The organism is Desulfurella sp. (assembly GCF_023256235.1).
Lineage (GTDB): Bacteria > Campylobacterota_A > Desulfurellia > Desulfurellales > Desulfurellaceae > Desulfurella.
Genome location: NZ_JAGDWY010000089.1, coordinates 81,218 through 103,397 on the forward strand (window position 1 = coordinate 81,218; position 22,180 = coordinate 103,397).

Below are 22,180 nucleotides of genomic sequence, written 5' to 3' on the forward strand. Positions count from 1 at the left end.
GTCTTTTTTGATTCCAAAGGTAACCTCCTTTTTATTTTAGTATATTTAATCTCTGCAAAAAAGTCAAGTTCAAAAATAAAATTGACAAACTACAAAGCAATATGTAAAATCCTTACCGTTATGAGTATTTTTCATGCTATTATTCTGGGTATTGTAGAAGGCGTATTGGAATTTTTGCCTGTGTCTGCTGCTGGAAACCTCACTCTGGTGGGCAAGCTACTGGGCATACCTTCAAGTGATTTTATCAAAATATACGAAATTGTTATGCAGCTTGGCGCTGTTTTTGCTGTGCTTATTCTTTACGCAAAAAGACTTTTGGTGGACATAAAAACACTCAAAAAGGTAATTTACGCATTTATACCTACAGGCATTTTAGGATTGATTGTATACAAACCTGTAAAACACTATTTATTGTACAATGATAAAATTACCGTAATTTCTTTAATTATAGGCGGCATTATAATTATAGCCGTTGAATTATCCAAAAAGAAACCTACTATTTACAAAATAGATGATCTTAGTACAAAAAAAGCCATTTTGCTTGGCTTTATCCAGGCTCTTGCCTTTATACCTGGCGTATCAAGATCTGGCGCAACTATTGTGGGCGGTATTTTGCTTGGTATGGACAGAAAAACATCTGTGGAATTTTCATTTTTACTTGCGATTCCAACGATTCTAAGTGCTGGCTCATACGCATTATTAAAAGACCATGCTCAAATTTCACATAGTGACTTTTTAGCCATGGGCGTAAGTTTTGTGACTGCTTTGATATTTGCAATCATAAGCGTCAAAACTTTCTTGCGCTTTATTTCAACAAACAATCTAATGGCTTTTGGTTTTTATAGGATTATAGTGGGCATTGCTTATTTGGTGTTTGCTTAAGAATTGGCTACCCAAAAAGAGTAGCCAAAATTTCTACAGATTTAGAGTTTCGTTTGGTTTTAAAATTACTACTTCACATGGAAACTTTACAGCATTCTTAAATTCCTGCGGGTCTGCTTTAATTACATCCCAGGTGTTATAGTGTATAGGAAGTACTTTCTTTGGCTTTAAAAACTCAACTGCTTTTGCAGCATCTGCTATGCCCATTGTAAAATTGTCGCCAATGGGTAAAATGGCAAGGTCAAGACCATTTTCGCCAATTAATTGCATATCCAAAAACAAGCCCGTATCACCAGAATGATAAAATTTTTTACCATCAAGCTCGACAACATAACCACATGGGTTTCCTGTATAGATTATTTTATCTCCTTCTATCACACTGCTGCCATGATGTGCTATTGTAAGCTTTACCCAGAATGAATCACTAAACCTATGCGCACCACCTATGTGCATGGGATGGACTTTTGCGGCACCTTTTGATTGGCAATACATTGCAAGCTCAAATGGCGCAATAATTGTAGCTGAATTTGCTTTTGCAATTTCAAGTGCATCGCCTATGTGATCTCCATGACCATGTGTAAGCAAAATGTAGTCTACTTTCACATCGCCTGGTTTAATAGTTGCCTGCGGATTACCTGTTAAAAAAGGGTCAATAATGATAGAAACGCTTCCTTTTGCCATAACTGCCGCATGGCCTAAATAGGTAAGTTGCATAAAGCACCTCCTTTATATTTTTCTACTGCCTGGTTTTACAAGTGGTATATTTTCTTTGCACAATGGGCAATTTTCAGGTTCGTAATTTACAATATTGAGCCTTATTAGCGGAAAGTAATCCAGTTCTGTGTTAAAACCTCCGCCTCTATCAACAAGCGCACCTATACCAACTATATTGTTGGAATACTGCAATGTAACCTCAATTGTTTCGTAAACGCTTTTTCCAGTAGTAACCACATCTTCTACAACAAGTACCCTTTCGTTTTTTTCTATAAAAAAATTACGCTTTAGTGTTAGTACATTATCAACGCGTTCTGCAAAAACACTTCTGGCACCTAAATGTCGCGCCACTTCATATGAAACCAAAATTGCCCCCATAGCAGGACCAATAACTACATCTATTTTGGCGTCTTTAAAATGCTCTGCAATAGACGAGCATAGTCTTTCTGCATAATCTGGATATTGAAGCACAAGCGCAGATTGCAAATAATACTTGCTATGCAAACCGCTTGTTAGCTTAAAGTGACCTTCTAAATAAGCACCACATTTTTTGTAGATATCTAAGGCTTCTTCTTGTGTTAACATTTAATCTTCTCCTTTCATATTTTTAATACAATCAATCGCTGCCTGTTTTGGGTTTTTGGCTTTTATAATTGGTCTTCCAACCACTATATAGTCTGCTTTGTTTTCTATAGCAAACCTTGGTGTGCTTGCACGTTTTTGATCATCTTTTGAGTTATCCATTCTAATGCCAGGTGTAACTACCACAATATCATCACCAAGCTTATCTTTTAAAAGTTTAGCCTCAAAAGGTGAAGCAACAAAACCTCTAAGACCCACTTCATAAGCATTTTTAGCCAAACTAAAAATTACCTCTTCAATTGGCTTTTCTATAAACATACCATTTGTTAGACTTTCTTGATCCATGCTTGTTAAAATTGTAACACCAAGTAGCAATGCGCCAGATTTGCTAAATTTATCTTCATAGCGTTTTTTGCCATTAATCGCTGCTTCTATCATTGATTTTGCACCTATTGTATGTAATGTAAGCATGGATGCGCCCATCGCACAAGCCTGATAAACAGCCAGCTCAACTGTGTTTGGTATATCAAAAAATTTTAGATCTAAAAAAAACTTTTTATCTTTTGATTTTAAATAATCAATAATCTTAAAACCATAGCCTATAAACGGCGCAAGCCCTATTTTGTAAATAGAAACTTCATCGCTAAGCTCATCAACAATCATACATGCATCTTCAAATGTATCAACATCCAAAGCTACAATCAGCCTATCTTTCATATTTTTCTCCTATGCAGTCAAGTATTGCGTTTACAATGGCTTTAGATACATCATCACCGTATTCTTTTGCAATTTCTACAGCTTCGTTTATAACAATGCTTTTTGGCAAATTGGTGTATAATAACTCAAATGCTCCAACTTTGAGTATGCTTTTATCAAGCTGATTGAGTTTTTCATACTCTTTTGAACAATTTTTTATGTATTCTTCAAGTTTTTCTTCAACTTTCAATATACCATCTACAAGCATACCCAGCTCTTCTTTTTCCAAGTCTTTTTTAATTTTTGTTAAATTACACAAAAAATCAGAGAATGCAAATGAATCATTGAGAGTTTTTGCATATAAGAATTTCATTGCTTCGCTTCTTATTGTCCGCCTTGACATAATTTATTATATTGCTTCAAAAAGATTAATCATTTCAAGCAAAGACAATGCAGCATCAAAGCCTTTATTGCCCATTTTTGTACCAGCGCGCTCAATTGCCTGATCGATTGTGTCTGTTGTCAACACACCGTAAGATATTGGCATTTTGGCTTTTTGAGCTATTTGAGCTATACCTTTTGTAGTCTCCTGTGCAATAAAATCAAAATGAGGTGTAGCTCCTCTAATAATTGCGCCAAGGCATAATATACCATCAAAATCTTTTTCTACAATTTTTGATAGCAAAATAGGTATTTCAAATGCTCCTGGTACTTTATAAATGGTTAAATTGTCTTTGCTACCACCTTCACGCAAAATTGCATCAATTGCACCCTCAAGCAATTTATCAGATATAAAACTATTAAACCTACTAACTATGATTGCTATTTTTTTATTTTTTGCACTAAGCAAACCTTCAACATAATTCATACATAACTCCCTAAACTTTATTTAACATGTGTCCCATTTTAGTTTTTTTAACAGACAGGTAGCATTTATTAACATCATTTGGCTCAATTTCTATCGGCACTCTTTCTACTACTTCCAGACCATAGCCTTTTAAAGCTACGATTTTTTTAGGGTTATTGGTCATAAGCCTCATTTTTCTAACACCTAAATCTACAAGCATTTGCGCGCCTATGCCATAGTTTCTCAAGTCCGCTTTAAAACCTAACTTTTCATTTGCTTCAACTGTATCGTATCCTTCATCTTGAAGCTTATAGGCTTTAATTTTGTTTGATAAACCTATACCTCTGCCTTCTTGCTGCATGTATAGCACTACGCCTTTACCTGCTTTTTCTACCATTTTCATAGCAGTATGCAATTGGTCACCGCAATCACACCTTAAGGATCCCAAAATATCGCCAGTTAAGCATGAAGAATGAACCCTAACAAGCACAGGTTCATCGGGACTTATGTGACCTTTTACGAGAGCCACATGCTCATAATTATCTATAGAATTAGTATAAACAATAATTTCAAAATCTCCATATTTTGTAGGTAAATGCGCGCTTGCCTGCCTTTTTATGAGTTTTTCTGTGCGCATCCTATATTCGATAATGTCTGCAATTGTAGCAATTTTAATATTATGCTGTTTTGCAAACTCAATTAACTGCTCAGTACGTGCCATAGTGCCATCTTCATTCATAATCTCACAAATCACAGCAGCCGGGATCAGACCTGCCATTTTGGCCAAATCCACACTACCTTCTGTGTGGCCTGCCCTCACCAATACACCACCTTTTTTTGCAATAAGCGGAAATACATGACCGGGCTTAACAAAATCTTCTGGTTTTGCATCTGGTTTTATTGCTGTCTGGATGGTAAGTGATCTATCCGCTGCAGAGATGCCTGTAGTGGTACCATGTTTTGCATCAATTGAAACAGTAAAAGCTGTCCTGAATGGATCTTCGCTTTCTACCATCAAGTCCAGACCCAATCTATCCAAAATTTGTTTTTCAGCAGGAAAACAAATAAGACCACGAGCATATTTTGCCATAAAATTTATAGCTTCAGGCGTAGCAAATTGAGCAGCTATGACCAAATCACCTTCATTTTCTCTGTCTTCATCGTCCACAAGGATTATCATCCTGCCTGATTTTATTTCTTCTATTGCTTCCTGTGTGGTACAAAATGCACTTTTTAAGCTTGCAGGAAGATTTTTATTATCTTCGTATTTGATAGATTTAAGCGTTGTATCAAAAACATCAGTTTTTGTTTCCATAATCACTTCACCTCTTTTAAATTCTTAAGATACTTTTCTATAAATTTTCCAAAATAATCAGCCTCAATGTTTAATTTATATGCTGGTTTTCTAAATTTCAATGTTGTATTCTCAAATGTATGCGGAATCACTGCAACCTCAAAATAATTTTCTGTTAAATTTGAAACGGTAAGACTCATGCCGTCAACACATACAGAGCCTTTTAAAATTACATAGTTATTTATATCTTTTGACAATTGGACCCTCAAAATGTAAAAATCCCCTGTATTTTTTATGGATAATAAATTTGCCGTACAATCCACATGCCCAAGCACAATATGACCGGATAGTCTATCTGAGAGCTTTAAAGCCCTCTCCAGGTTTAAATACTCACCAACACTTGCATATTTTAAGTTTGTCTTATCCAGCGTTTCTTTTGATACATCAGCCCAGAAACCTTTTTGTTCAAGTTTTGTACATGTCAGACAAGCTCCGTTTACAGCAATAGAATCACCCATTTTTAGATCATCCAAAATATGTGTTGCTTCTATTAATAAGCTTAAACCGCCGCTTTTTTCTCTTATGGATTTTACTTTGCCAACTTCTTCTACAATACCTGTAAACATTAAAAATAGCCTTCAATAATTATATCATCGCCAATTTTTTTGCAATTGTAGTCTTTCAAGTTTTTTACTTCAGAAAAATCTGATGCTGCTTGAGAGCCAATTACATTAAAAGCACCATATGAGCCAGTAATTTTTGGCGCATAGAATAAATGCACTTTATCATACAGATTCGCATTCAAAAATGATCCATGAATACGAGACCCGCCTTCAACCAAAATACTGCAAATATCTTTTTCAAGCAATTTTTTTGATAAATCAAACAGATCTATGCCCTCAGGTGTTGAAGCACACTCCAAAATATTTACACCCATAGACTTTAGTATGGATTTTTTATTTGAATCACTTGAAACAGACGTTGCTATGTATATGTTTTGAGGCTCAAAACCAAATATTCTTGCAGAAAGCGGTATTTTTAAAAAGGCATCAAGCACAATGCGTTTTGGTTGCCCGCAGCGTTTTAATCTGCAGTTTAAAAGTGGATCATCCATCAAAACTGTGTTTATACCTACTAAAACTCCATTATAAGTGCTTCTTAGCTTATGCACATACTCAAGTGATTTTTTTGAAGTAATGTACTTTGATATACCGCCTTTTATAGAAATACAGCCATTTAAGAGCATTGCGGCTTTCATTGCATAAAAAGGTCTTTGTTTTGTAATGTTCGTAATAAATATTTTATTTAAATCACGACATTCTTTTTCAAGTATGCCGCTTACAACCTCTATTCCATGAGATTTTAAAAATTCAGCACCACCACTTGCAGTTTTATTTACATCTAACATACCAATAACAACACGCTTTATGTTAGAATTTAATATAGCAATTGAACAAGGAGGTGTTTTGCCATAATGATTGCAAGGCTCAAGCGTAACATACATAGTAGCACCATCAAGCATGGTTTTATCTTTTACGCTTTTTATGGCAACTACTTCTGCATGATCAGTCCCAGCTTTTTTGTGATAGCCTTTTCCAATTATTAGCCCATCTTTGACTATAATTGCACCTACGGCTGGATTTGGACATGTTTTATGCAAGCCTTTCTTTGCAAGCTCTATAGCTTTTTTCATGAACAACTCATCTTTGTCCATAGATTAGAAAATACTAAACTATCAAAACTTTGTCAAATTTTACAAAAAAACTTTTCTATGTTTGATTTAATAAAATCTTTTAAAAAATTTAACAATTTTAACAACAATGCTTATATCCCAAAAAATTAAAAATACACCTGTTTGTAAAAATATGTTACAGGCCAATTAAAAGCTATTTTACAAAAGTTTCTATATTACTAATCACTCGATTAATCCTTGTACATAACATTTTTATTACATGATTTTTTTACTTGACAAATTAAAAAGATTATTGTATTAGTGAAATTAGCGGTTTGACAGTAAGCAATATTGGATTTAGATTTGTCAAAAAGTCTGTCAATAACCAAGCTCTTTTAAAAGAAAATAGGCGCTATCCTCTACAAATTTGAATGCAACAAAAATGTTTTTAAAACAAAAGAATCGTTATGTCTAATATAAAAGTATCAAATTTAAGAATGCTGTTATGATAACCTTTATAAAAGGTGACTGTTGCATTCTTTCCCGTTTTGAAGGGAATTACGGGCGTCTTACTGTAAGCTAGGTATTGGCTTTGCTGGCAATCTAATATTTTTTTATAAGCTTTGAATATAATTTGTTATGTTTTCGTTATTACAAAAGCGTTAACTTTTAAAGAATCTGATGACTAAATCTCCTGAAAAATAAACTATAAAAAAACTTGACAAATTTAGTAAAAAAAATTAAACTAAAATAGTTATTAAATTTAATAAAATACAGGGGGGATTTGTATGGGTAATAATACATTATTATTTTCAAATGGTATACATCAAAACATATTACTTGAGGATTTTGGTAGAGGACAGATGGTGCAAGCTAATGTTCATTTAATTGTTGATAACAAAAAAAGTATTATATTGGATCCAGGAGGTCATAAAGTATTTAAACATGTTCTGACGGAAATTGGCGCAATAAGTGGTATTGGTAACATTGAATATATTTTTTTGTCCCATCAGGATCCTGATATTGTGTCTGCAATCAACGGCTGGCTAATGACACTACCAAAAACAAAAGCATTAATTTCAAATTTATGGATAAGGTTTTTGCCTCATATTGGTGTTGATTCGCTATTTGTAAATAAATTAATTGGGATTGACGATAAAGGCGCTAAAATAAAACTGACTGAGAATTGTGAGCTCTACATATTACCCGCTCATTTTTTACATTCACCAGGAAATTTTCAAATATACGATCCAATATCAAAAATTCTATATAGCGGCGACCTTGGTGCATCTTTGGGTCAGGATTATATATATGTGGATAATTTTGAAAATCATACTCAATATATGATTGGTTTTCACAAAAGATATATGTCAAGCAAAATAGCGATTCAAAAATGGATTAATATGGCAAAACAATTGGATATAGATCTCATTGCTCCCCAGCACGGTGCTTTTATAAAAGGCAAAGAAAATATAGAAAAGTTTTATGCATGGCTTGAAAATCTTGAACTAGACATAGACAATATGCACTATGAAATACCGCAGGATTTTTTAAATGTTTAGTTGAGTAAAAGAGTTAAAAAATTTCTTTTGCTCAAAAGAAAGTAATATATATACCGAAAGACAAATTGCTGTATTAATGGCTATAAGTATTATCATCTGGTATTTTACAGCTTCTATTGGGTTTACGCCAGAAAGTATTTGACCTGTCATCATACCGGGAAGGCTAACAATACCCATAGCGCTAACACCTGCAAGTTGTGGCATAAGGCTTGAGCGAAAAGCTTTTTGTTTAAATTCGCTGGTAGCTTCTCTGGATGTTGCACCAAGCGAAAGTAATTCTTCTATATATTGTTTGTTTTGGTGCATTTCACTAAAAAAACGCTCTATTGCAATCGTTGTAGAATTCATTGAATTTCCAACAATCATGCCTGCTAATGGTATAAAATATCTTGCTTCAAATGGATTTTTAAGACCAATACTAACAAAAGACATAAAAAGTGTAACAACAAACCCTGCTATAAAAATAGCACCAAATATAATTATATTTGCATGTGCAAATTTTACTTTTGTTCTTTCTTTAACAATATTTGCTGCAAACAAAACCATTATAGCATAATAGATTAAAATGACAAACGCGTTATTTATCTGGAATATAAATTTTAGAATATATCCAATTAACAATAGTTGAATGCTCATTCTGGCAAACGAATATATAATATCTTTTGTTAACTTCAAGTTTTCTGTATAATTAACAAAAAAAGCTACAAAAAGCATGAAGTAAGATATAATAAGCTGCACTAATGAAATAGTTTCAACTTGCGATTGCATAACGATCCTTAATTTCAATTTTTTGTGTGCAAAATACTTTTATAGATTCTGTGTGAAAAGAACTTACTATAAGTTTTTTATCGGATAAGGATTTTAATAATTGTAATGTTTTTTGCTCCATTTTAGCATCAAGGGCACTTGTGGGTTCATCCAGCAATAAACACTCGGGATCAAGCAATAAAGCTCTTATAATTGCAATGCGCAACTTTTCACCACCTGAAAGTTGAGTAACGTCTTTTTCTGCAACATCCTGTAATTCAAAATATTCAAGTAGATCATTCAGTTTTTTATCATCAAAAATTTTATTTGCATTGGACTTAAAACTAAATGGCAATCTAATACAATCCATTACATTCATCTGACCAAGGATAGGCATTTGAGGTACATAAATACACTTTGACCTAAACTCAGGAATGTCAAATTCATAAATTGATAAACCTTTATAAAAAATTTCGCCACTGGATGGTTTCTCTAAGGCACACATTATTCTTAAAATTGTTGATTTTCCACTACCCGATGCACCTTTAAGCCATACCAATCCAGAGTATTCAAGCTTAAATGTTGCATTTTCTATGATTTTTTTACCATTTTTTTCCACACTTACATGTTTTAATTCAAACATTTTTTAAATTTTATCATTTTTTTATTGATTTATCAAAATAATTTTTATATACTTTTGCAATCAAATATAGATTTGAGGTGTACAATGCAAAATCAGGTGGATAATTATGTGCAATTTTTAAGCCGTATATGCAGCGAAATCGAAAAAAGACATGCTAATTTGAACCAATATTATGCAATGGTCGACAATCTTATAGATATGGCTTACAAAGACCACTTAACCAAACTTTATAATAGAAGATATTTTGAAGATGCCTTAAATAAAGAAATATGCAGGTTTGAGCGTTATGGGCACATATTTTCTCTTTGTATGTTGGATATAGATGGTTTTAAACAAATAAATGACACATATGGCCACCTAAAAGGAGACGAAGTATTAAAAAGATTTGCTACTTTCTTAACAAACAACTCACGCACAAGTGATATAATATGCAGGTGGGGTGGAGATGAATTTGCTGTAATTTTGCCCCATACCTCATTTAATAAAATTGAAGCTTACATTAAAAAATTTGTTTGTGCACTTAAAACTCAAACAGACAGTTTATTAATCCATGCAACAATCGGAGCAACATCAATTAGGTTAAACGATAATAAAGAATCTCTCATTGAAAGAGCAGACGAGGCTTTATACATTGCAAAAAAAGAAAAGAAAACATACTATGTAATATAGTTATCTATAATATAACTATCAAATATTGCATACATAGACCCAATTAGCACCGGGAACAAAATAAGCCATCCTATAAGTGATAATGTTGCAATTAAAGCAAGCGGTAGGAATATTATAAATAAAAATACTAAAGGTAAAAAATTTTTTAAACAAACAATTATACTTTTTCCAATAGCTTCAAGCACATTCATTTTTTTGATTGTAATAAAAGGCATAGCAAGCATAAGAACAAAGTTTATAACAATATCTACTAACATAATTATAAAAATGGGCGTATAGTTTATTGAATTTATGTGTTTATAGCTATTAACAAGATCTTTTATATTTACAAATTGAACTAAAAAATAAGAAACTATAAAACTTGAAAGCAAAAAAATAATGCTAAGCAATATTAAATTGTATAAATTATTTGTAAAACCATCAAACAGATTGTCAAATATAATCTTTTGAGAATTTTTTATTCTATCAAAACTCATAAACATTCCAGCCACTAAAATTAATTGAATTACATACAAAAATATTGATAAAAACAATATTTTCATTAGGTACGAGACTGTGATAGTAAGAAATATAAATGCTGTTTGTAAAACAAAAGTTATGCCAGCTTTTTTAAAAAGCTCGAAACCTTGTACAAGCCAATTAAATGCCTTCGAAAACATGCTTTAATTATACGATAATTAATTCAAGAATCAAGTTTATTTTCTTTTATCCAATTATAAAAGAAATCGCTTTTCTCATCAAAAATATGAGAAAATCCTGCCATCACATTATCTTTGAGAGCATAATCACAAATTCCATTAATCCCATAGCCTCTTATCACATCAAAAAAACATTCAATATCTTCAAAATCAGTGAAAAAACCATGATGAAATTCATGCGCATATATTTTTTTATTTTCTATAAAACTATGCTTGTTTTTTGGAGATAGGATTGTATAGCCATGACCTTTTGGCTTAACTGAAAGTCGAGTTTCCAAATTGAATATACCACACATTTCAGCTTTATTTTCATTGTACTCAATACTGTTTGTTAAATACATTAAACCACCGCATTCTGCAAATATAGGCAAACCTTCTTTGGAAGCCTTTTTTATCTGATTTCTAAGATCGAAATTTTTTTGTAGCTTATCTAAAAATAACTCAGGAAAACCACCTCCAATATAAATTGCATCAGCTAATGGAATAGACTCATCTTTTATTGGAGAAAATTTTTTTATTTCAACACCCATAGATTGTAAGTTTTGTAAATTCTGCTTGTAGTAAAAATTAAATGCTTCGTCAAAAGCAATAGCAATAACAACCTGTTTTTTTAATTTCCTAATATGCACACTATAATCATCAACATAAAGTTTTGGAGCATTAGAAGCAATCTTAGTGATCTGTGTTATATCGAGATAGTTTTCTAAATTAGATGCTATATTTTCTATTAATTCTTGTTTTTTTTCTTCTTGTAGAGTTGATGTTAGTCCTAAATGTCTTTGGGTTATTGATATGCTTTGGACTGGTAGACTACCTAAGACAGGTAAATCTGTATAATTTTTGATTGCTTCTATTAATTTTTTTTCTTGCCTTACAGATTGAATTTTGTTTAAAATAACACCAGATATAAAAACATCTTTGTCAAAATCTACCATTCCTTTTAACAACGCTACCAAACTTCTACCTAATTCACTTACATCTACAACAATTATCACTGGTGTTTTTGTAATCTTAGCCAGGCTGGCATTACTCGTTTTGCCATCCAGATAGATATCGTCAAACAAACCATGGTTTCCTTCTATTAAAAAAAAGTTGCATTTACTTTGATCTATTTTGTTGACAAAATAACTATATATTCGATCTTTTAAAAAGAAAAAATCTAAATTAAAACAAGGATTGTTACTTGCAAGCTCAAGCCACATTGGATCTATATAGTCGGGTCCTTTTTTAAATGTTAAAAGTTTATATTTTCTGGATAAAATCTTTGATAATGCAATTGAAATGGTTGTTTTTCCAGAACTTTTTTTAAAAGCACTTATGTATATGCGAGGAGCACTAATTTCTTTCATTTTTAAAAAAACCTTTTATTATACTATCCATTGTTTTAGCATCAACTTTTCTTAATGAATTTACAGTTTCAATTAATTTATCTATATTATCCGGTAAACAAGATAAAATGTGTTTTTTTAAAGCTTTTGATACTGCCGGTGCTTTTGATGAAGTATTTATGCCTATTACTAAGTCTTTTTTGTGTATAATAGAACCAAATATAAAATTACAATATTTTGGACTGTCTACAGCATTTACCAGTATTTTTCTATCTTTGCAAATTATGGCAATCTTTTCCTGTAATGCTAAATCATTTATTGCAATAATAATTAAAAAAGGGTCATTTTCAATATCTGTTTCATCAAATGCTTTAATTTTTAAATTAAGTTTGTTTAATTCAAAAAGATTCTCAATTTCTTTAATTGCATTTTTAGCAATAACAGTTATTTTGGGTCCAAAGGGCAGTAAAGTCTCAATCTTTCTATAAGCTACTTCTCCTGCCCCTATTACTATTATCTCTTTGTCTTTAAGGTCAACAAAAATAGGAAAATAAGCCATAAATTTACGTAAATATTATCTGTGCATCATCTGAAAATGTATAAAACTGCCCAACAGATATTATACCATCTACTTCCGGGCAAAAATCTTCTTCTTTTATACCCCATAAATCAACAGTGGCACGACATGCATAAATTTTTGCTCCTGAGTCATGTATCATTTCAACAAACTCTCTGATTGTTGGAAAATCAAATTTCTCCATTGCCTGTTTCATGGTTTCTATTGTGAGTTCCGGGTGTGTTTTGTTTATAAGTGGTAAATTATCCATTTTAGAATCTATTATAGCATCCAGACCAAATGATGTAAAAAACAACATGACATCAATGCCTTCCATCCTGGCACCATTTGCCATAATAAGACCAGGTAAAACTTCTTCAAAACCATTTCTTGATATAATTATAGATATCTTTTTTAACTTTCTTTCCATTTTTCCTCCTATACTTTATGTTCTAACATAAGCATAACCTTCGGCTTGACGTTTAATGATTTCTAAAATACCGGCTTTTGTTACGCCAACCTCTTCAATTAAGTCTTCTTTGCGTAAATTCAAGTTATTTAAAGAATTATTGCACATTAAAAATACCACACCCATTTCATGCAATTTCTTTATATCAGTGTACAGTTCCTGATCAAACATGTTTTTTACAAATAGCAAAGGACCTTTGTAGTTAGCTACAACCACTATATCGCATTGGCTTTTTGGGATTTCTTTTAAAAGGTTATTAATGTTTCCTATTGCTACTTTTAAGGGTTCTATTGCATCAAGTTCAATATGAAACAAAACTTTGTACATAAATACTCCTTACAGTACAATTGCAGCGCTTACCAGCTGATGTATACCGCCAACCCAGTCTCTTTCAAAACCATAAAGAGGAAACATTGCGTAAAACTGTGTTTTGCATATTGCACAAATTGTAGCAAAAAAGTTTACATTATTTTTATCAACAACTTCCTTAAAAGCCTGCATCCTTGGCATTACACCATTTATGCGTGTTTGCATAATTTCGTCTGTTAAAAGTCCGGCGCCTGCGCCGCAGCAGAATGTTTTTGCTTTTATTGCTCCTTCCTGCATATCTACAAAATTATTACATACAGATTTAATTAAATCCCTTGGTATGCTAAATTGGTCTCCTGGTTGACTACCCATGCGTGATGCCCTTGCTACATTACATGGATCGTGGTAGGTTACTACTTTATCGTCGTTTGCGCTTTTATCTACTTTAATTACACCATCTCTAATAAGGCCAAGTGTGAAATCGCATATATGGGATGGCTGCGGGTATTTTGGGTCCAGAAAATCAAATGGTCCATTCATTGTATTTGAGTAATTATAAGCTGCTCTCCAGGCATGACCGCACTCGCCTATAATAACACGCTTTACTTTGAGCCTTCTTGCTTCTTCCCAGATACGTTTGTTTATCTCTTTGGTATTTGTGTAACTTCCTATAAACATACCAAAGTTTGCAGCCTCAGATGCATAAGATGATAATGTATAACTAATACCTGCTTTGTAAAATACCTTCGCATAACCAAACATTGACTCAATATGCGGTATGGCAAAAAAATCAGCAGACGGAGGCACAAGCAAAACTTCTGCACCTTCTTCATCAATTGGTATTTTTATGTCTTTGCCTGTTTCATCTTTTAAATCTTCTTCGAACTCTGCAATTGTATTTTTTAATGCGTTTGCATCTATACCTATATTGTTGCCTGTTCTGTAAACTTGCGTTATTGTATTTGTAGCATACTTTTCACCAACACCAATAGAGTCCATTATTTCTCTTGCAGCCATTGTAATTTCTGCTGTATCTATACCATAAGGACAAAAATAAGAGCATCTTCTGCATTCCGAACACTGGTAAAAATAAGACATCCATTGTTTTAATACATGTTCGCTAAATGGCTCTCCTTTTGAGCTAAACGGTGTAAAATAGTACCTGTAAACCTTGCGCATAAGCTCTGCTCTGCCAACAGGTGTATTGTTGATATCGCCACTACCTAGGAAAAACTGGCACTTATCCGTGCAAGCACCGCACCTTACACATATATCCATGTATGTCTTTAGTGCCTTATTGTTGTCTAAAAGTTCTTTAAACACACCCACTGCCTTATCTTGCCAGCCTTCCTGTAGTTTTTTGGGAAAACCCAAAGTTTCCATATCTTCTTCAAGGGCCGGGAAAGTAAATTCACTGGCCTGATTGCCTTTTCTTAAAAGCTTAGGGGTCTGAATTTTGCCCGTAAGTTTATGAATATGGTAGTGTTCTTTTGACATTTTGCCCCTCCTTAAATTGTTAACCTTGTTGTTCTTTCATCTGTATATCTATTTTCCCTTACATCATCATTCATAGCAAGTGTTGGAGAAAAGAATATACCTACAAAGTGCATAATTTTACTAAATGGTATGTAGGCAAGCAGTATTAACACTAAAGTATAGTGTAGCAGGAAAAATGGATTGTGTGGTATATCAACTGGCTGGAAAATAAATAACTTATTAAAAAATGCGTCCAATTGCACCACACTTTTTTCAAGCGCAGCTGGACTTTGGAATACTATCTCAGACAATCCTGCTATTGTAATCAGCATCAACAATACAAGTATAAAATAATCTGATAGTACACTTATAAACTTGACCCTTTCTACAAATATTCGCCTTAAAAACAAATAAACCAAACTTATAAGCATAAGTGTACCAAACACAAGACCTATGGGTACAAGTAAATTATACCATGCTGGAGGATTACCGTGATAAAAATCATACACATAATGCCTTAAAACATGCTGAATAAGCACTATAGCCAAACTTACGTGAAATACATACCCTCCAACCCAGGTACTTTTGTTTGACCTATAAAGGCTTTTAAAGAAAAAAACCTCTCCAAGCACTCTAAAAAATGCTCCTGTTTTGGTTTTAGGTGCTGGGGTAAGAGGTATTTTTACGGGCATAGGCGTTTTAGCGTAAACTATTATTTTCCAAACTACACCAATAATCAAAATTGCAAAAGCAGCATATGTCAAAATAACGTATATAAAACTAACAAAATCTAAATTATCCATTATCCCCTCCAAAAGCAAAACAAAAGGCGAAAAAAAGATTTTCGCCTTTTTTATACAGTTTTATACACAACCTGTTGGCTTTGATAAGCCTGCATACCTAACAAGCTGCCTTGCTGGGCCTTCTGGAAACAAAACATATATGTGCTTGTTACCTTCCCTGACATTTGGCAAATTGCAAATTTCTGCAACCTGTTTTGCTACAGCTCTAATAGAAGGGGCAACCTGGTATTCTTTGTAGTACTCTCTTACATAATCAATCAATTTCCAATGTTCTTCTTTTAGTTCTATGCCATCCTGTTTTGCCATAAATTCTGCAAGTTCTTTGCTCCAATCTTCCTGGTGCTGGATATAGCCTTCATCATCTATCTCTATTTTTTTTCCGTTAAAATCTAAAAAAGCCATAAAACCTCCTTTTTACATTTTTTCTATATAGCCACATGGGCAATTTTCAAAACACTTCATACATCCATCACAAGTTTCTAAATGAAACTCGTAGTGCTGACCCTTTGGTAATTTCTTTACAGCTCCATGAGAACAATATGTAAAGCAATTACCGCAGTCAAAACAAAGTCCGCAACTCATGCAACGCTTGGTCTCTTCAATAAACTCTTCCATTGACAAAGCATTCATGAAAGGTTCAAAATCTTTAATACGCTCATTTGGTTCTCTAAACGTTCTTTCATGGCGCGGTTTTGTTTCATATAAATCTAAATGCATCTTGTCTGATTCAATAACTTTTCTTGTATCCTGTTCTATAATTTTTTTACCTGTTATATGTTCAATTATATTTGCTGCCGCGGCAAAACCATGCCCAATTGCCGTAGTTACATACATCAATCTGGGACCCACTACATCGCCACCTGCAAACACTTTGTCCTGACCTTCTACCTGATAATTATCGTTGATTTTTATAAAACCTTCTGTTTGGCCAAGTATCTTTTCTAAGCCTGTGTAGTCGGGTTTTTGACCTACTGAATAAATAAATGTGTCAGCTTTTACCAAGAAAGGCTCACCTACGTTTTCTACCTGCGCTGCATGTCCACGTTCATCTTTTGCGCCTACCTTTATTTTCTGAAATTTAACACCCGTAAGTTTTCCATTTTCACTTACAAGTTCAACAGGCACTGTTGCAAACTGGAATGTTATGCCTTCTTCGTAAGCATCGAGGGCTTCTCTTGAAGCTTTTTTATCAAAAGTCTCTTTGTCTGGCACAGTTCTTCTATAGGCGAATGTGACGTTTGCACCCCATCTCTTGCTTATCATAGCAGCATCTGCTGCAGTATCTGCGCCAACCACCACAACATCTTTGCCTATATCCAATTTCTCACCATTTGCAAAACGGTATAAAAACTCAAGTCCGCTATAAACACCTTTTATGCTGTCAATATTTTCTAATCTGGGTTTTTCTGGTTTGTATGCACCTACTGCAAGGTAAATACAATCAAATTCTTTCTTTAATTCTTCAATATCTAGATCTTTTCCCAATGCCTTGGAGCATTTAATTTCTACTCCAAGATCAACAATCCTTTGTATTTCTGCATTTACAATTTCTTTTGGTAATCTGAAATTAGGTATACCATAGTATAACAAACCACCGGGTTTTTCTTCTTTTTCAAATATGGTTACTTTTACACCTCTTCTTGCAAGGTGGTATGCGCAGGATAAGCCAGATGGTCCAGAGCCTATAATTGCTACCTTTGCATCGTATGTCTCATCAAGTTTTTTTAAAGGTAACTTATGTTTTAGTGCAAAATCGCCAATAAACATTTCACAGGCATTGATATTTACGGCGCTATCCTTGTCTTTTCTATTACATCTTGATTCACAAGGATGGGGACAAACCCTACCTGTAGTTGAAGGTAGGGGGTTTGTTTGAGCAATAATATAGAAAGCGCCCTCGAGGGCCTCTTCATATGTCCTGCCGTAATCTTGTGCCTGAGCAATGTACTGGAGAAATTCCCTAACCTGTTCTCCATTTGGACATGTATCGGAACAGGGAGGGCGCTTTTCTACGTATATTGGCCTATCAGAAGAATATTCTGTGCCAGTTGGTTTACTGAAACTTTTAATACTTTTTTTAACCTTTACTACAGCCATAATAGCTCCTTATTGCGTTTGATCTTCAGGCAAAGTCAGAAAGCTCCCTCCTGCATAACCATAAATCAATTCCCCATTATCTGTAAGTTCTTTTATAGCAGCTTTGGCATCTTTTCTTGTTATATTCTCGCTTTGAAAGTTTTGCTCAACTTCTTTTTCTAAATCCTGAGGTTTAAATCTTTTTTTGCCATGGTATTCTTTTACTAGATTAACCACAAATTCCTTTATCTTTTGTTTTTGCTCATCAGTCATGGTAGCCTCCTTACAATCGTGCATAGTTCGAGTAATTCATCGTTGCTTCACCTAATCTGAAATCATCAATATGGTATTTTGTAAATTCAAAGCCCGTTATTTTAAAGAATTTCGGCCAACCAATCCTATCAATCCATTCTGCTACACGTTCTCCTTTTCTTGCACCTTCTTTGTATGCTTCAAGTATTGTCCTTACGGCTTCGATAACTTCTGGCCATCTTGGCGGATTATTTGGAAGCCATGGCACTACCAGTTTTGAAAAAGTTGGCTTGGTTCTTGCATTTGAAACTTTGCCCCCAATAAATATTGCCAATCCATCATTTAGAGGATCAGCTATAGGAAGCGCAGGGCAAACTGTATAGCAGTTACCGCAATAAACGCATCTATCTTCATCGATTTCCACAGAAGGCTTACCATCTATAGTTTTTGGCCTTACTGCATCTACCGGACACGCCGCTATTGTACTTGGTATCTCGCACAAATCCTTTACCCTATCTGCCATAACCCTTGGTGGTCTTCTGTGCATTCCCACAATCGCAATATCAGAAGCACCCACAGAACCACACATATTAAGACAACACGCAAATGCCATTCTTACCTTTGCGGGTAATTTGTCTGAAACAAAATAATCATAAAACTCATCCATTAAGGCTTTAACCACACCTGATGCATCACTTGCAGATGTATGGCAATGCAGCCAACCTTGTGTATGTACAATATTGCCAAGCGAATGATCGATCCCACCAACTGGAAAACCCAATGCCTGTACTTCTTTAATTAAGGGTTCAATATTTTCTTCTTTATCAAGAAGAAATTCTAAGTTATTTCTCGTTGTAAATCTTAAGTAACCGCCGCAATACTTATCTGCAAGATCAGATATTTCCCTTACAAAATCACTGCTTACTATCCTTGTTGAGCCTACCCTTACAGTATAGAGCTTCTCACCAGACTCTGAAACATGAACCATAACACCTGGTTTTAAAATCTCATGATACAACCACTTACCATAATTTCTTTTAATTATAGGCGGTAAAAAATCTTCATAGTGTGGTGGACCTATATCTGTAATTCTTACTGTTCCTTTATCTACATCTGGCATAGTTTAACCCTCCTTTCCTTCTTCTTCGTCGTCTGGCACTAAATATTCTTCAAATTTGATAAATGGATTTGCCCTTGGATACTCTACCATTTCTGGTAGTGGATCCAAACCTATAGCTTCAAGGAAATTCCCTACACCTACCCTTTGGATTAGTTCTCCTACACGCTCTCTGTTTGTACCGTATTCATCCCAGAAATCCCATATCTTTTGAATCAAGTCTTTCAAGAAAGCGTAATCTTCTTCTTTGTCTTTATTTACATCGTAAAAAGGTATAAGTATAAACCCAAGCCTTGGACCCTGAACCATAGGTACTTTAGCACCTATTCTAATTTGTGCACCTTTTTCTAACCCAGGTCTTAGAGCTTTTGGCATAGAGTTAATGCAATGCATGCATTTTACGCAGTTTGAATCATCGATAGTTAATTTGCCATCAGTATAATCCATGCAATGAGTAGGACATTTATCAACTACATACTTTTTAATATCAAATTTCTTTGCGTATTCTGCAACTTCCTTCTGATCAATTCTAATATTGTCTTTCCACACACCCACGATAGATAAATCAGACCTGGCGCCAGATGCTATACAGTCGTTTGGGCAACCTGCACATTTGATCTTAAACTTATAGTTAAATGTTGGCCTGTGCAATTCATTTTGGTATTCTCTTGTAAGGTTGTCTGTTAAATGAAGCGTATCATAGTTTGCCCACTCGCAGCGAGCTGGTCCCACACAGCAGCTTGGTGTTCTAAGTGCTGAACCACTGCCACCAAGATCAAAACCCAGATGAGTGCATTTTTGAAATAGCTCTTCTGCTTCTTCCTGTTTAAAACCAAGTATCTGGATATCTCCTGTTGAACCATGAAAGTTAAATAAACCACCTGCGTGTTCATCACAAATATCTGCCAGTTTCCTCAATATGTCCGATGTGTAAAAAAAACCTTCAATCTGATTTATCCTTGCTGTATGGTATTCCTGAGTTCCCGGAAAATCTTCAGGTGAATCGGAAAATCTGCCAACTATACCTGCCCCATAACCTCTAACACCTGCCATACCACCATGTTTCCAGTGAGGAACATGATCTCTGTAAGAGTTTTCCAATAGACCAATCAAATCCTCTGTTCTCGGGCTTTTCTGAGCAGCCCTTTCAAGCTCTTTGACAAAGCTTGGCCATTTGCCTTCTTTTAGATCATCCAAAAGAGGCGTTTTGTGTTTTGTGCCTGCCATCTTAAACCTCCTTTAATAAGTAACAAAACTTAAAATACATAACCATCCACAGAAGAATAATTTTGTTATATTCAAATTTAGATACTAATCTAATAAAAGTCAATAAAAAATTTGAAAAAAGAAATACAAGAAGAATTAAAAAAAGAACAAGAAATTTCAGCAATGAGTTTAGCAATACTTATCTTAGACCTTTACAAAAGATTAGATGAGTTAGAGTATGAAATTGAAAATATTAAAGATGAACAAAATAGAAATAAAGTAAATTCAAAAACAAACAATAAAGAAGTTATTGAATTATTAAAATATTTTAAGTGAAGGTGATTAAAATGACAAGAGATTATGAAATATTTACAATTTCACATGATAAAAAGATATATCTTTTTAAAAACAAAGATAACAAATACAAAGTTATTATTACATTTGAACATGAGAACAAGGATAAAGAATTTAACGATTATGAAAAAGCATTGGAATATGTAAAAAATTTTTTATAATTTCTTTTTTAAGTGAGAATATTTTTTAATTTTTTATTTTTGATATTTTAAATCGGTTTTAATGAAATTTTTAACCTTAATACTATCAATTATACCTTTTAACTAAAAACTGTTTATGTATCCTTTTTTATAAGATTGATGAATAAAAATAGTTTATGTTATTTTATTCATGAATTGAGATGTATCCATGCCTGTAATTTGTGTGTATATTGAAGTCGTAAATATTGATGCATGGGATAACCACTGCTGCAAGACATTCAATGGAACTCCATTCATCAAAGCTTTTACGGCGAATGTATGCCTGAATTTGTGTGCATGAATCCTAAAACCTAAATCTTTTTGCATCTTTTTGAAAAATGTGTTTACTGATTGTCTTGTCATTTGAAATAATCTATCAGTAGAATTTTTGTTAATGTTATTGTCAATGTAATATTGCATAATATCACTTTTCAATTCAGGATGTAATGGCAATACTCTTTTCGCTTTTTTGTCTTTTTTCTTCAAAGTGATTAAAGTTATTGTATTGACATCTAAATTGATGTCGATTGGTCTTATTGCTAATGCTTCATCAATCCTTGCCCCTGTTCTTAACAAAACTTTAACAAGAAGGTAATATTTTTTATAATATTTTCTCTCTCGATTGTTTTTAGAATTTTGATAGTGATTGTAAATCCAGTCAAACATCTTATTTAGTTCTTCATCGTTAAAAAATTCTACGTTTATTTGTGGTTGAACTGAATATATTTTCGTTTTCCTATCAAAAGGTATAATGTTAGCCATAATTCATTTTACAATACTTAAAAGTATTTAAACCTTTTTGCATCGCGAAATTTGAATTTTTATTTTTTATGAGTCGAAAATTTTCAAAAAATAAAAACTCATTTTACATTTTGTATCTACTGTAAAATGAAATTTTATATTAATTTACTTTGTTTTTTATATTTTTCAATTAATTCTTTTGCAATATTAAAATATTTTTCTTCTTTCTCAATTCCAATAAAATTTCTATTCGTATTGATACACGCTATAGCGGTTGAACCTGCCCCCATGAAAGGATCTAAAACGAT

At 33.3% G+C, this 22,180-nt stretch carries 29 protein-coding genes; 5 read left to right on the top strand and 24 right to left on the bottom strand.

Annotated elements, in window-relative coordinates:
* The coding region (gene uppP / locus Q0C22_RS09845; protein WP_291494284.1) for an undecaprenyl-diphosphatase UppP at positions 1-882 on the top strand (882 nt) is incomplete at its 5' end.
* 33 nt (positions 883-915) lie between these two features.
* Here the strand turns inward: uppP and Q0C22_RS09850 are convergent.
* The 8 genes from Q0C22_RS09850 to ribD are packed head-to-tail and all read right to left on the bottom strand — an operon-like array spanning position 916 to position 6,729.
* Positions 916-1,596 carry a metal-dependent hydrolase gene (locus tag Q0C22_RS09850; RefSeq protein WP_291494286.1) on the bottom strand — a complete coding sequence of 227 codons (681 nt, stop codon included), beginning with the start codon at positions 1,594-1,596 and terminating at the stop codon, positions 916-918.
* A gap of 12 nt (positions 1,597-1,608) precedes the next feature.
* Positions 1,609-2,181, bottom strand: a complete 573-nt coding sequence (gene pyrE / locus Q0C22_RS09855; protein ID WP_291494288.1) for an orotate phosphoribosyltransferase — start codon at positions 2,179-2,181, stop codon at positions 1,609-1,611.
* Complete coding sequence (pyrF, locus tag Q0C22_RS09860; RefSeq protein ID WP_291494290.1) at positions 2,182-2,895, bottom strand: orotidine-5'-phosphate decarboxylase; 714 nt, start codon at positions 2,893-2,895, stop codon at positions 2,182-2,184.
* Positions 2,885-3,277, bottom strand: coding sequence for a transcription antitermination factor NusB (gene nusB, locus Q0C22_RS09865; RefSeq protein WP_291494292.1), 393 nt, complete (start codon positions 3,275-3,277; stop codon positions 2,885-2,887). Before nusB ends, pyrF begins: the two co-directional genes overlap by 11 nt.
* A gap of 6 nt (positions 3,278-3,283) precedes the next feature.
* Positions 3,284-3,742, bottom strand: coding sequence for a 6,7-dimethyl-8-ribityllumazine synthase (gene ribE, locus Q0C22_RS09870; protein ID WP_291494294.1), 459 nt, complete (start codon positions 3,740-3,742; stop codon positions 3,284-3,286).
* Between the two features lie 10 nt (positions 3,743-3,752).
* Positions 3,753-5,036, bottom strand: coding sequence for a bifunctional 3,4-dihydroxy-2-butanone-4-phosphate synthase/GTP cyclohydrolase II (locus Q0C22_RS09875; protein ID WP_291494300.1), 1,284 nt, complete (start codon positions 5,034-5,036; stop codon positions 3,753-3,755).
* 2 nt (positions 5,037-5,038) lie between these two features.
* Complete coding sequence (locus Q0C22_RS09880; RefSeq protein WP_291494302.1) at positions 5,039-5,641, bottom strand: riboflavin synthase; 603 nt, start codon at positions 5,639-5,641, stop codon at positions 5,039-5,041.
* Positions 5,641-6,729, bottom strand: a complete 1,089-nt coding sequence (ribD, locus tag Q0C22_RS09885) for a bifunctional diaminohydroxyphosphoribosylaminopyrimidine deaminase/5-amino-6-(5-phosphoribosylamino)uracil reductase RibD (protein ID WP_291494304.1) — start codon at positions 6,727-6,729, stop codon at positions 5,641-5,643. The genes Q0C22_RS09880 and ribD overlap by 1 nt, the downstream gene beginning before the upstream one ends.
* A 746-nt stretch (positions 6,730-7,475) precedes the next feature.
* Here ribD and Q0C22_RS09890 point away from each other — a divergent pair.
* On the top strand, positions 7,476-8,249 hold the full coding sequence (locus Q0C22_RS09890; RefSeq protein WP_291494306.1) for an MBL fold metallo-hydrolase: 774 nt from the start codon (positions 7,476-7,478) through the stop codon (positions 8,247-8,249).
* On the opposite strand, the gene fetB is transcribed toward Q0C22_RS09890, so the two are convergent.
* Positions 8,238-9,017 (bottom strand): iron export ABC transporter permease subunit FetB, encoded by a 780-nt coding sequence (gene fetB, locus Q0C22_RS09895; RefSeq protein ID WP_291494308.1) that lies wholly within the window; start codon positions 9,015-9,017, stop codon positions 8,238-8,240. The two genes, Q0C22_RS09890 and fetB, sit on opposite strands and share 12 nt — an antisense overlap.
* Positions 9,001-9,639: an ATP-binding cassette domain-containing protein gene (locus Q0C22_RS09900; RefSeq protein WP_291494310.1), complete on the bottom strand. Its 639-nt coding sequence runs from the start codon at positions 9,637-9,639 to the stop codon at positions 9,001-9,003. Before Q0C22_RS09900 ends, fetB begins: the two co-directional genes overlap by 17 nt.
* A gap of 84 nt (positions 9,640-9,723) precedes the next feature.
* Between Q0C22_RS09900 and Q0C22_RS09905 the strand changes: the two genes are divergently transcribed.
* Entirely contained in the window at positions 9,724-10,308 is a 585-nt protein-coding gene (locus Q0C22_RS09905; RefSeq protein ID WP_291494312.1) for a GGDEF domain-containing protein, read from the top strand.
* Here Q0C22_RS09905 and Q0C22_RS09910 read toward each other — a convergent pair.
* Genes Q0C22_RS09910 through dsrA form a run of 12 tightly spaced genes read right to left on the bottom strand, consistent with a single transcriptional unit; the run spans position 10,296 to position 20,619 of the window.
* Complete coding sequence (locus Q0C22_RS09910) at positions 10,296-10,967, bottom strand: hypothetical protein (RefSeq protein WP_291494314.1); 672 nt, start codon at positions 10,965-10,967, stop codon at positions 10,296-10,298. The genes Q0C22_RS09905 and Q0C22_RS09910 overlap by 13 nt on opposite strands.
* A gap of 23 nt (positions 10,968-10,990) precedes the next feature.
* A complete protein-coding gene (locus tag Q0C22_RS09915; protein WP_291494317.1) occupies positions 10,991-12,355 on the bottom strand; it encodes a cobyrinate a,c-diamide synthase in 1,365 nt (454 codons plus the stop codon).
* Positions 12,342-12,893, bottom strand: a complete 552-nt coding sequence (locus Q0C22_RS09920) for a bifunctional precorrin-2 dehydrogenase/sirohydrochlorin ferrochelatase (protein ID WP_291494319.1) — start codon at positions 12,891-12,893, stop codon at positions 12,342-12,344. The genes Q0C22_RS09915 and Q0C22_RS09920 overlap by 14 nt, the downstream gene beginning before the upstream one ends.
* 4 nt (positions 12,894-12,897) lie before the next feature.
* Positions 12,898-13,320 carry a DsrE/DsrF/DrsH-like family protein gene (locus tag Q0C22_RS09925; protein WP_287005761.1) on the bottom strand — a complete coding sequence of 141 codons (423 nt, stop codon included), beginning with the start codon at positions 13,318-13,320 and terminating at the stop codon, positions 12,898-12,900.
* Between the two features lie 15 nt (positions 13,321-13,335).
* Complete coding sequence (locus Q0C22_RS09930; RefSeq protein WP_291494322.1) at positions 13,336-13,686, bottom strand: DsrE family protein; 351 nt, start codon at positions 13,684-13,686, stop codon at positions 13,336-13,338.
* 9 nt (positions 13,687-13,695) lie between these two features.
* Positions 13,696-15,165 (bottom strand): sulfate reduction electron transfer complex DsrMKJOP subunit DsrK, encoded by a 1,470-nt coding sequence (dsrK, locus tag Q0C22_RS09935; protein ID WP_291494324.1) that lies wholly within the window; start codon positions 15,163-15,165, stop codon positions 13,696-13,698.
* 11 nt (positions 15,166-15,176) lie between these two features.
* The gene (locus tag Q0C22_RS09940) at positions 15,177-15,947 is read right to left on the bottom strand and encodes a respiratory nitrate reductase subunit gamma (protein WP_291494326.1); all 771 of its coding nucleotides are present in this window, start codon (positions 15,945-15,947) and stop codon (positions 15,177-15,179) included.
* A gap of 60 nt (positions 15,948-16,007) precedes the next feature.
* On the bottom strand, positions 16,008-16,349 hold the full coding sequence (locus tag Q0C22_RS09945) for a TusE/DsrC/DsvC family sulfur relay protein (protein WP_025392436.1): 342 nt from the start codon (positions 16,347-16,349) through the stop codon (positions 16,008-16,010).
* Positions 16,350-16,361: 12 nt separating this feature from the next.
* Positions 16,362-18,044 (bottom strand): NAD(P)-binding protein, encoded by a 1,683-nt coding sequence (locus Q0C22_RS09950; RefSeq protein ID WP_291494329.1) that lies wholly within the window; start codon positions 18,042-18,044, stop codon positions 16,362-16,364.
* Between the two features lie 9 nt (positions 18,045-18,053).
* Entirely contained in the window at positions 18,054-18,296 is a 243-nt protein-coding gene (locus Q0C22_RS09955) for a hypothetical protein (protein WP_025392440.1), read from the bottom strand.
* A gap of 10 nt (positions 18,297-18,306) precedes the next feature.
* On the bottom strand, positions 18,307-19,395 hold the full coding sequence (gene dsrB / locus Q0C22_RS09960; protein WP_291494331.1) for a dissimilatory-type sulfite reductase subunit beta: 1,089 nt from the start codon (positions 19,393-19,395) through the stop codon (positions 18,307-18,309).
* A 3-nt stretch (positions 19,396-19,398) separates the two neighbouring features.
* Positions 19,399-20,619, bottom strand: coding sequence for a dissimilatory-type sulfite reductase subunit alpha (gene dsrA, locus Q0C22_RS09965; RefSeq protein WP_291494333.1), 1,221 nt, complete (start codon positions 20,617-20,619; stop codon positions 19,399-19,401).
* A gap of 111 nt (positions 20,620-20,730) precedes the next feature.
* On the opposite strand from dsrA, the gene Q0C22_RS09970 reads away from it, so the two are divergent.
* Entirely contained in the window at positions 20,731-20,934 is a 204-nt protein-coding gene (locus Q0C22_RS09970; protein WP_291494336.1) for a hypothetical protein, read from the top strand.
* Between the two features lie 11 nt (positions 20,935-20,945).
* Positions 20,946-21,113, top strand: a complete 168-nt coding sequence (locus tag Q0C22_RS09975) for a hypothetical protein (protein ID WP_291494337.1) — start codon at positions 20,946-20,948, stop codon at positions 21,111-21,113.
* A gap of 153 nt (positions 21,114-21,266) precedes the next feature.
* Here Q0C22_RS09975 and Q0C22_RS09980 read toward each other — a convergent pair whose 3' ends face one another.
* Together Q0C22_RS09980 and Q0C22_RS10510 are read right to left on the bottom strand one after the other, a co-directional pair.
* Positions 21,267-21,893 carry a site-specific integrase gene (locus Q0C22_RS09980; RefSeq protein WP_291494339.1) on the bottom strand — a complete coding sequence of 209 codons (627 nt, stop codon included), beginning with the start codon at positions 21,891-21,893 and terminating at the stop codon, positions 21,267-21,269.
* A 134-nt stretch (positions 21,894-22,027) separates the two neighbouring features.
* Positions 22,028-22,180 (bottom strand): DNA methyltransferase (locus Q0C22_RS10510; RefSeq protein ID WP_367172146.1); only part of this gene is annotated, 153 nt, incomplete at its 5' end.

Excerpts from the sequence above, each read along its gene's own strand:
- pyrE (WP_291494288.1), bottom strand. The coding sequence starts at position 2,181 with ATGTTAACACAAGAAGAAGCCTTAGATATCTACAAAAAATGTGGTGCT.
- fetB (WP_291494308.1), bottom strand. The coding sequence starts at position 9,017 with ATGCAATCGCAAGTTGAAACTATTTCATTAGTGCAGCTTATTATATCT.
- Q0C22_RS09900 (WP_291494310.1), bottom strand. The coding sequence starts at position 9,639 with ATGTTTGAATTAAAACATGTAAGTGTGGAAAAAAATGGTAAAAAAATC.
- Q0C22_RS09875 (WP_291494300.1), bottom strand. The coding sequence starts at position 5,036 with ATGGAAACAAAAACTGATGTTTTTGATACAACGCTTAAATCTATCAAA.
- pyrF (WP_291494290.1), bottom strand. The coding sequence starts at position 2,895 with ATGAAAGATAGGCTGATTGTAGCTTTGGATGTTGATACATTTGAAGAT.
- Q0C22_RS09945 (WP_025392436.1), bottom strand. The coding sequence starts at position 16,349 with ATGGCTTTTTTAGATTTTAACGGAAAAAAAATAGAGATAGATGATGAA.
- Q0C22_RS09955 (WP_025392440.1), bottom strand. The coding sequence starts at position 18,296 with ATGACTGATGAGCAAAAACAAAAGATAAAGGAATTTGTGGTTAATCTA.
- Q0C22_RS09915 (WP_291494317.1), bottom strand. The coding sequence starts at position 12,355 with ATGAAAGAAATTAGTGCTCCTCGCATATACATAAGTGCTTTTAAAAAA.
- ribD (WP_291494304.1), bottom strand. The coding sequence starts at position 6,729 with ATGGACAAAGATGAGTTGTTCATGAAAAAAGCTATAGAGCTTGCAAAG.
- Q0C22_RS09850 (WP_291494286.1), bottom strand. The coding sequence starts at position 1,596 with ATGCAACTTACCTATTTAGGCCATGCGGCAGTTATGGCAAAAGGAAGC.
- Q0C22_RS09905 (WP_291494312.1), top strand. The coding sequence starts at position 9,724 with ATGCAAAATCAGGTGGATAATTATGTGCAATTTTTAAGCCGTATATGC.
- Q0C22_RS09980 (WP_291494339.1), bottom strand. The coding sequence starts at position 21,893 with ATGGCTAACATTATACCTTTTGATAGGAAAACGAAAATATATTCAGTT.
- dsrB (WP_291494331.1), bottom strand. The coding sequence starts at position 19,395 with ATGCCAGATGTAGATAAAGGAACAGTAAGAATTACAGATATAGGTCCA.
- Q0C22_RS09950 (WP_291494329.1), bottom strand. The coding sequence starts at position 18,044 with ATGGCTGTAGTAAAGGTTAAAAAAAGTATTAAAAGTTTCAGTAAACCA.
- Q0C22_RS09930 (WP_291494322.1), bottom strand. The coding sequence starts at position 13,686 with ATGTACAAAGTTTTGTTTCATATTGAACTTGATGCAATAGAACCCTTA.
- Q0C22_RS09925 (WP_287005761.1), bottom strand. The coding sequence starts at position 13,320 with ATGGAAAGAAAGTTAAAAAAGATATCTATAATTATATCAAGAAATGGT.
- Q0C22_RS09940 (WP_291494326.1), bottom strand. The coding sequence starts at position 15,947 with ATGGATAATTTAGATTTTGTTAGTTTTATATACGTTATTTTGACATAT.
- ribE (WP_291494294.1), bottom strand. The coding sequence starts at position 3,742 with ATGAATTATGTTGAAGGTTTGCTTAGTGCAAAAAATAAAAAAATAGCA.
- nusB (WP_291494292.1), bottom strand. The coding sequence starts at position 3,277 with ATGTCAAGGCGGACAATAAGAAGCGAAGCAATGAAATTCTTATATGCA.
- Q0C22_RS09920 (WP_291494319.1), bottom strand. The coding sequence starts at position 12,893 with ATGGCTTATTTTCCTATTTTTGTTGACCTTAAAGACAAAGAGATAATA.
- Q0C22_RS09975 (WP_291494337.1), top strand. The coding sequence starts at position 20,946 with ATGACAAGAGATTATGAAATATTTACAATTTCACATGATAAAAAGATA.
- dsrA (WP_291494333.1), bottom strand. The coding sequence starts at position 20,619 with ATGGCAGGCACAAAACACAAAACGCCTCTTTTGGATGATCTAAAAGAA.
- Q0C22_RS09910 (WP_291494314.1), bottom strand. The coding sequence starts at position 10,967 with ATGTTTTCGAAGGCATTTAATTGGCTTGTACAAGGTTTCGAGCTTTTT.
- dsrK (WP_291494324.1), bottom strand. The coding sequence starts at position 15,165 with ATGTCAAAAGAACACTACCATATTCATAAACTTACGGGCAAAATTCAG.
- Q0C22_RS09890 (WP_291494306.1), top strand. The coding sequence starts at position 7,476 with ATGGGTAATAATACATTATTATTTTCAAATGGTATACATCAAAACATA.
- Q0C22_RS09880 (WP_291494302.1), bottom strand. The coding sequence starts at position 5,641 with ATGTTTACAGGTATTGTAGAAGAAGTTGGCAAAGTAAAATCCATAAGA.